The sequence below is a fragment of the Deltaproteobacteria bacterium genome (assembly GCA_020845895.1).
Lineage (GTDB): Bacteria > Lernaellota > Lernaellaia > JACKCT01 > JACKCT01 > JADLEX01.
Genome location: JADLEX010000127.1, coordinates 21,186 through 27,449, shown reverse-complemented (window position 1 = coordinate 27,449; position 6,264 = coordinate 21,186). Strand labels below are relative to the sequence as shown.

Annotated in this window: 4 protein-coding genes; 2 read left to right on the top strand and 2 right to left on the bottom strand. The window is 63.5% G+C overall.

Annotated features, from left to right (window positions below):
• Positions 1-960, bottom strand: a 960-nt coding sequence (locus IT350_17605; GenBank protein MCC6159873.1) for a hypothetical protein, incomplete at its 3' end; no start/stop codon positions are given.
• A 523-nt stretch (positions 961-1,483) separates the two neighbouring features.
• Between IT350_17605 and IT350_17600 the strand changes: the two genes are divergently transcribed.
• Both IT350_17600 and IT350_17595 read left to right on the top strand, forming a co-directional pair.
• Positions 1,484-2,698, top strand: a complete 1,215-nt coding sequence (locus IT350_17600) for a hypothetical protein (GenBank protein ID MCC6159872.1) — start codon at positions 1,484-1,486, stop codon at positions 2,696-2,698.
• A 97-nt stretch (positions 2,699-2,795) separates the two neighbouring features.
• On the top strand, positions 2,796-3,896 hold the full coding sequence (locus IT350_17595; GenBank protein MCC6159871.1) for a saccharopine dehydrogenase NADP-binding domain-containing protein: 1,101 nt from the start codon (positions 2,796-2,798) through the stop codon (positions 3,894-3,896).
• Positions 3,897-3,944: 48 nt separating this feature from the next.
• Here the strand turns inward: IT350_17595 and IT350_17590 are convergent, their stop codons facing one another.
• A complete protein-coding gene (locus tag IT350_17590) occupies positions 3,945-6,161 on the bottom strand; it encodes a right-handed parallel beta-helix repeat-containing protein (protein MCC6159870.1) in 2,217 nt (738 codons plus the stop codon).
• Between the last annotated feature and the right edge of the window lie 103 nt (positions 6,162-6,264).

The window sequence follows — 6,264 nt, the reverse complement described above, 5'->3', positions numbered from 1 at the left end:
GGTGTCCACGGCCGACGTGAACCAAGTTCCGCCGGCGTTGTCCGCCACGTGCAGGCCGAGAGGATCTCCGCCGTACGCAATGTGGATCGCGTCGTTTTCGTCGATCAGGATTTCGGTGTCGCCGCGGCCGTCGTAGGAAACCAATTCGTCCCATCCCGAATCCGACCGCGCCGCGACGCGAATGCCGAGTTCGCCCGAGTAGGCGACGTGAGGCCGATTCGCCGAATCAAGCGCGACGGACGGCGACCAGAACCCGTTTTCGCCGTCGGGGTCTCGAATGGACTCCTCGGCGAGAATTCCGTTTTTCCATTTCAGGTACTGAACGCCCGTGTCGTCCGATTCCAAGCACGAGTAGACGACGTGAAGCGTGCCGTCCGCCGCGCGCGCCGCGCCGATGTCCAAACCGGCTTCGGGGACCGACAGAAGAAGTGTCTGAGTCCATTCGCCGCCGGCATTCGTGGCGTATCGGATCTCGTTTCGATTGGTGTTGATGTAGACGACGTGAAACGCGCCGTTCGCGTCGCGAAAGATCTCGGAGTTCGCGCCGCCGGCCGGGTCGACGATCTCGCGCTCGACCGATCCGTCGTCGTCAAACACGTACGCATCGAACGACCGACCGACCATGCCGAACACCCACGTGCGTCCGTCGGCATCGAGTGCTACGGCGTTCCGTCCCACGCCCGCGCTGCCGGAGATATACTGCCGATATGTGATCGCGCCGATCGTGTATTCGGGCCACGGGCCGAAATCGGGAACGTCCGGGCCGTCGACGGCGGTGTAGCGAAACGGATCGCACGCCGTGCCCGAACCGGGGATCGTGGTCGTGGTCGAGCTCGTCGGCACGACGGTCGTCGTGGAACTGGTCGATGGTCCGGTTGTTGTGGTCGGCGACGTGGTGGTCGTCGTGCCCGCGTCGTCGTCGGCGTCGTCATCGGAGGAATCGTCGTCCGACTTCGCCAAGGCTTCGTCGGATGAATCGGGCGATTCACAATCGCAGGCGGGGAGGAGAAGAAAAACGAGCGCGAGGTGCACCGCGAAGATGCACAACCAAATTGGTGCGTTGAAGGCGCGGAGGGCGATGGTTTTCGGGTTCCCGATCATTCGACGAAGCGTCTCGTTTCAAAGCTGTCCGAGCGCGTTCACCGGAAAATATCACTGACGGTGACACAGGTCGATTACGGTTGTCAATGAAAATGTGACTATGATTTGCGGCGCGGACGACGCGCGTATCGAAGCGACCCAACTCCCAAACCCTCGCCAATCCATCCCGGCCGGGGCAGAGATTATTTGCCGAACCCCGGACGCAGGACATCACACGTTTTTTTCAGAGCGCGAATGGCTCAGTAACTCCGCGAGCTTTTTGGATTTTTGGGCGCGGAGGCAGGGGATGTCGACCGCAGCCGATTTGGTGGACTCCCCCACGACCGAACGCTATGCTGCGTCGATTTCTTCGGGGCTTCCCTTGTATTGCGGAGAACGGCGGGTGGGCGAAACCATGGTGCACCTTCGTGTTCGGGCAATGGTGGCGGCGGTATTCGTCGTCACGGTGTTTGCCGGCGCGGCCGACGCAAGACCGGTTGAAGTCGAACCCTGGGCCGAGGTCTTCGCGAACTACGAGTACAATGTCTCAGGCTACAACGAACACGACCCACGATTCGGCGACAACGACCGTTCCGCTTTTGAACTGAACCGCATCTGGATCGGCCTCGACGGGCAGTTGACCGAGCGCTGGGGCGGGCACTTGATCTTCGGCGCGGTGCGCACGCGCGATCTCGAAACCGCCATGGTCGATTCGGGCGAGGCGGATGACCCCGCCACCCCCGAGGACGAGTCGCAGGTCGAAGTGCTCCGCGACTACGGAACGGCGCGCAGCGGCTCGTACGACGTGATCGTTTACAAGGCATACCTGCGTTACACGCAGTTCCGCTACCTGCAGCTCGACTTCGGCCTGATCTCCGACGCCTACACGTCGGGCATCTCGAAATTCTGGCGTCATCGGTATGTGCAGGAGTATCCGATGTTCGACCGGCGGCTCTCGCGCAGTCCGTACGGTGACATGGGCGTTTCGCTCTGGGGCGAGTTCCCGGGCGGTTTCGGCGGTTACCGGCTGACGGCGCTCAACGGCGAGGGCGGGCGCGCGGCGGAAACCGGCGCGGGCAAGGCGTTCGAGGCGCGCGTGCATCTCGCGCCCTTCGCCATGTCGCGATGGATGGCGGGGGCGAAGGTGATGGGCTTCTGGCGGCGCGACCTGGTCGAGGCCGAATCTCCCGAGGTGGCGCACACGGTGCTCGAGGGGCTCGCGCAGTACGACGTCAACTTCAACGACGCCTTCGGCGCATCGGTGACGGGCGAATACATCCGACGCGACGTGACGAGCGATGACCTCGCCGTTCCGGAAATCACGAGCACGGTGCTGTCATTCTGGGCCGATACGCGTCTGTGGACGAACTTCGGACTCGTCGCGCGATTCGACCGATTCGATCCGGACGACACCAACGATGCCGACACCGGCGAGGGCTACCGCGACGAGGAAACGAGCGTGCTGGCCGGAATCTGGGTGAAGCCGATCGAGGGCGTGCGCTTCTGCGTGAACGGGCGCGAGAACCGCTTTGAGGAACGCTGGACGGACATCGCCGGCGAAACGGTTCAGCGCGATCCCGAGCGGCTCGTCGTCGTCAATTCCGAATTCGAGTTTTAACCGCCCACGACGCGTGTTTTCTCTGGTCACGTACGCGGCGTTGTCCTATCATCCCGGCGCATCCGCGTGCGAGCGCATGCTTTCTTTGGGGTGAATCATGAAAGTGCTGTTTCTCGGCGGTTGCGGCGAAATGGCCGCGGCGATGCTTCCGCTTCTTCGCGACGACGACGTCATCGAGTCCATCACCCTCGCCGACATCTCCGGCGAGCGCGCCCGCACCGTGGCGGCCCAGTGGGGACCGCGATTTCGCGGTATCGAGGTCGACGCGTCGTGGCACGACCAGCTCGTCGGCGCGATGGCCGGACACGAGTGCGTCGTCAATTACATCGGGCCATTTTACCGGTTCGAGAAACCTTGCGCGGCGGCGGCGATCGAGGCCGGCGTGCCTTACGTCTCGATCGCCGACGACTACGACGCGTTCCTGAATGTCTGGGAACTCGAGGACGCGGCCCGCGCGGCGAATGTGAAGATTCTCTCCGGATTCGGCAACTCCCCCGGCCTCACGCAGATCCTCGCCAAGGTCGGTTACCTCTCGATGGACACACCGCGTGAGATCCGCGTGAATTGGGGCGCGGGCAGCAACGAAAAGGTCGGCCCGGCGAATATCCTGCACGTCATGCACCTCATGACCGGCAAGACGCTTCAGTGGCGCGACGGCCGACGTGCGTGGGTGCAGACCGGCGACGGCAAGAAACTCGTGAACTTCCCCGAGCCCGTTTGCGAGATCCCGGTTTTCTATACGGGTCACGCCGAATCGGTAACGCTGCCGATGTTCCTGCCGGGGCTGCGTTACGTGAGTTTGCACGGGGGAACGAATCCCGCGTGGATCTTTCCCTTCGTCTCGTTCCTCTCGCAGTTCGGCATCACGAAGACGCACGCCCGGCGCTCGGCCACGCTCAAGTTCATGTCGCCGTTCCTGCCGCTGTTTTCGGGGTCGAGCGACCCGAACAAGTCGGTGGGGCGCATCGAGGTGACGGGCACGCACCAAGGCCAGTTCGCCGAGCGGATCTACACCTACGTCGGCCACATCGCGCACATTACCTCGGTGCCGTGCTACCTGGCGGTGCGCGGGCTGCTCGCGGGTGAATTCGACGGCAAACCCGGCGGCGTGTACGCGCCCGAGCGTATTGTGGACGACCCGTCAGCGTTCGTCGAAAAGGCGCGCGGGCTGGGCATCGAGATCCACACCGTGGAATGACGAACGGCCCGCCGAAGCGGGCCGCCCGTTCGTTTGGCCACGTCGCGCTTACGGAATGAACTCGTCCGCGCCGATATCCCACGTCGAGACCGCGGGCCGGACATCACCTTCGAAATCCCGCCATGCGAACCCGAACGGATCCGCGACGTACATCAGCGGATTGACTCCCGCGTCGCGCAACGCGCTGCCCGAGGCGAGGTGGTAGTCATTCGCGGCGGCGTTCACGTACTGCGGACTGACGTTCAGATTTCCGTCCGCCGCGCCGCAGTCGTGCCAGTCGCAATCGTGCACGTCGCCGATCGTCGTGGTGCACTCCGCGCCGGTGCTCGCGTAGATGAGGCAATCGGGTGAGGCGCCCGTGAGGTCGTTGCCGTGCAGGCGCATGAGTCCCGCTTCCGTCGCCTGGCCCAGATACAGGGAATAGATGTTCGCCGAGCCCGATCCGGCGTCGATGATGTTGTTGACCATGTCGATCGCCGCCGTGCCGCCCACGCCGTCGATATCGACATAGACCCCGATCGAGTTGAGATCCGAGACCCCGCCGACGAAGGTGTTGTTCACCAAGGCGCCGCCCAGATCGTCGACGTCGAGAATCATCGCCGTCGTGCTCGCCGTCGCCTGCCCGCCATCGAACATGTTGTTGGCGAAGTGGAAGTTCCCCGGGCCGTCCACGATCGCGCCGTATGACAGGGCCGTCGTGGCGTTACTCGAGCCGCCGACCAGATTCCCCTCGACCGTCAGGTTGGCCGGGCCTAGAAAGATCAGACCCTGATAGAGCGGTCCGGCGGATGTGACATCTTCGACGAGGTTATCCTGAAACAGCACCTGTCCCGGCAAGGCGGAAGAGAGGTAAACGACCATGCGCGGTCCGGCCGACGAGTTGCCGGCGGTGAACGTGTTGCCGCGAATATCGTTCCGGTCAGAAGTCATGTTGCCCTGGAACCAGGTGATCGTCGAGCCGGGCGCTTCGCCACCGTCCACCACGTTGTCGCGAATCGTCGCGTCGCCGTGCGAATAGACATAGGCCCCCACCGCGCCGACCCCCGATTCGCCCGCCGAGATCGTGTTGTTCACCACGTCGAATCCGTCCACGATGGCGTAGATTCCACCCGCCTCGGCCGTGGCGTTTTCGCCACCGGAAATCTCGTTGTTCACGAGCATGGCGTCGTAGGTCATCAAGACCGCCGCTCCATAAGATCCGCCCGCGGTGTTGTCGTCGCCGCCGAAGATGCGGCAATTGCTGATCCGTACGCCGTTGGAAAGGATGACGACCAAACCCGTCGAACTCGTTGCGATCGCATCGCTGCCCCGGAGCGTCATGCCGTCCACCGCGACATCCGTCGCCCCCCCGACAGTCAAACCGGCATCGACCGAGCCGATGAGCTCGGTTTCGTAGGTCTCAATGTCGCGCGACCAGTCCGTGCCGTTGTATCCGCCGTATAGGGACGCGACCGTCGTGGTGACGTCCTCGGTGTACACGCCTTCCGCGATGTACACGTTCGTTCCGCCGTCCGTCACCGAGGCGAGCATCACACCCTGCGCGATCGTTTCCACGGGGAACTCCTTCGTTCCCGGATTCGCGTCGTTGCCGCCTGCGCCGTCCACGAAGTAGCCGTTTGAATCGGCGGACGTATAATCCTCGCCCGAGCAATCCTGATCGATACCGTCGTCGGGAAGTTCCACGCCGGAGGGATTCACGAGGATGTCGGCGTCGTCGCAATCGGTCGATTCGGGGTAATACCCGACCGGCAGCAATCCTCCCGCGCACACCTCGTTCGGCGTGCCCGGGTACAGGTCGCCGTCCTCGTCGGTGTAGCCCGTGAGGAACTGCCACATGTCGGGGTCGAAGTCGTTGCAGTCGGGCCCGTCGATCGTGTCGTAGGCATCGCAACCCGCGAAGACGAGGTCACCGTCGTTGTCCACGCACGACGCGCACGAATCCCAATTGTTCTCGTCGGCGTCGTCGCAGTCGGGGCCCGCGTCGCAATTTTCGCCGTGCGTGTCGCCGTCGGCATCAACACATTGGGGCTGCGTGTCGTCGTCGGCGTCATCGTCCGTATCATCGTCGGTATCGTCGTCCGCCGTGTCGTCGTCGCCGGTGTCGTCGTCGCCGACATCGTCATCCGTGTCGTCGTCCGTATCGTCGTCGCCGCCGCCCCCGCTGTCGTCGTCGTCATCGTCGCCGCATCCGCATCCGACAACACCCGACGACACCATGAGAACAGAAGCCACCAGGAGAAGCCACCACCCACGTCGCAAAATCATGACTTGTCCCTCCGCGTATTGTGACTAACCCGCCCGATTGCGCGAAGACGCGCACCGCTTCAAACTGTGAGGACTCCGTTACGTTGCACCGCAGGTGGGCCGT

Coding starts and splice junctions, on each gene's coding strand:
- IT350_17595 (MCC6159871.1), top strand. CDS start 2,796: ATGAAAGTGCTGTTTCTCGGCGGTTGCGGCGAAATGGCCGCGGCGATG.
- IT350_17590 (MCC6159870.1), bottom strand. CDS start 6,161: ATGATTTTGCGACGTGGGTGGTGGCTTCTCCTGGTGGCTTCTGTTCTC.